The 1,927-nt window shown below is 64.1% G+C and carries 2 protein-coding genes; both read left to right on the top strand.

Annotation, left to right across the window (positions count from 1 at the left end; genetic code table 11):
- The coding region (locus AC2VNK_RS10090) for a DNA polymerase Y subunit UmuC family protein (RefSeq protein ID WP_486883660.1) at window positions 1-1,117 on the top strand (1,117 nt) is incomplete at its 5' end.
- A partial coding sequence (locus AC2VNK_RS10085; protein WP_486883659.1) for a PHP domain-containing protein occupies window positions 1,095-1,927 on the top strand: 833 nt, incomplete at its 3' end. The genes AC2VNK_RS10090 and AC2VNK_RS10085, both read left to right, overlap by 23 nt.

Raw genomic sequence — 1,927 nt, 5'->3', positions numbered from 1 at the left:
AATTTCACCCACACTGGCGGTGGAGATCACCGGTAACACCCGCTTGCAGCAGGGCAGGGCACTATTGGAGGACGTGGCGGCATGGGCTGTTGCGACGCGGCTGAGTGTTAGTGCCGGGGTGGCTCCGACACCCCTGGGTGCCGCCTTGCTGGCGCAATGGCAAGGAGCCGGTCCGGGCTCCAGCTTTTGCCCGGGGGCCGTCGACTGGGCGCTGCTCTGGCCACAAATCCCCATAACTCTGCTGCCTTGCGCCGCCACCACCCGTGCGGCCCTGCTGGCCTTGGGTGTTCGCCATTGCGCCCAACTTCAGGCCCTGGACCGCGCGGACTTGGCCAGACGCTTTGGTCCCGAACCTTTGCGTGTGCTGGATCGTCTGAGCGGCAGGGTAAGTGATCCGCGTTCCGCACTGTCCTTCCCGGCGGATCTGGAAGCTTCTATCCCCCTGCACAGTGAAATCAGCCACTGGGAGGGTCTGCGCTTCGCCCTGCACCGCGCTTTGCAGGATATTCATCTCCTGCTCAGAACGCAGGCGCAGGCCAGCCGCTCCTGGCTGCTGCAGTTGCAGGGCCGGGGACGGCAATGGTCCTCCACGCTGGAAGTGCGCGATCCCGCCACGGATGTGGAGATGCTGTTGACGCTCTGGCAATGGCGGCTGCAACAACAGCCCCTGGATTTTGCTGTGCATACCCTGCGCTTGCAGGCACTGGCGCCGCAACACTGGTCGGGGCGACAGGTAGCCTGGTGGCAGGATGGCGCAGAGGAGGCGTGCTGGCAGTTGGTGGAGCAACTACGCCAGCGTCTGGGTGCTGTCGCGGTGCATGCCATCGCCGGAGTCGCGGATCATCGCCCGGATTATGCTTGGCAGAGGGTGCCGCCGGGAGCGGGGCAGGGGGAGGCCAACCCCGCTCGTCCCCTCTGGTTGCTGGCGCAGGCACGGTCACTCACTGCACCATCGTTACATCTGCCCGCGCAGGTGGAGCGCATTGAAGGCGGCTGGTGGGATGGCCGGGATCAGAGCCGGGATTACTTCCGCTGGCGGCATCCTGCCGGGGTCCAGTGCTGGGTCTATCGGGACCGGCGTCAGGCGCGTTTCTATGTGCATGGCTACTTTGCCTGAGTATGCCGAACTCCACTGTCTGAGCGCACTGAGTTTTTTGCGGGGCGCCAGCACCGTGGAAGACCTGCTGGACCGCGCCCAAGCTTTGGAATATCGCGCCCTCGCCATTACCGAGGAATGCTCCCTGAGCAGTGCGGCGCGGGCCCATAGCCATGCCTGCAGTATCGGTTTTCCGTTGATACTGGGCAGTGAAATCGCCCTGGCCGATGGCCCGCGCATCGTCTTGCTGGTGCGGGATGGTGACGGTTACGCCGCGCTATCCCGCTTCATCACCCGCGTCCGGGGACGGGCGGAAAAAGGCAGGTATCAGGCCCTGCTGGCGGACTTGCAAGGACTTGCGGGTTGTCTGGCCATCATTCTCCCCGGTCCGCAAGGCCTGCGCTTTGATACTGCCGGCACCATCGCCGTAAGGGATTATCTTGGCGCTGGAAATGTCTGGCTCGGCGTCGAACTATTGCGTAGCGGCGACGATACGGCGCAACTTCGGGAGGCGCTGGAGCAGGGCAGGGCGCTGGATATTCCCTGTCTGGCTTGCGGGGATGTCCACATGGACCGGCGCAGCCGTCGTTTTTTGCAGGATGTGCTCACTGCCATCCGCCTGCGGCGTCCGCTGGCAGATCTGGGCTGGGCACTGGCCCGCAATGGTGAGCGTCACCTGCGCCCGCGCCCCGTACTGGCAGAACTTTACCCCCCAGAGCTGCTGGCCGAAACCCTGCGGGTGGCAGAGCGTTGTCAGTTTTCTTTAGATAGTCTCGTTTATCGCTACCCCGATGGCACTTGTCCCGCAGGCCAGCAGCGGGATGATTATCT

Source organism: Acidithiobacillus sp. TH-A35 (assembly GCF_057473505.1).
Note: the sequence above shows the minus strand (reverse complement) of the source record. Positions and strands in the feature narration are given on the sequence as shown.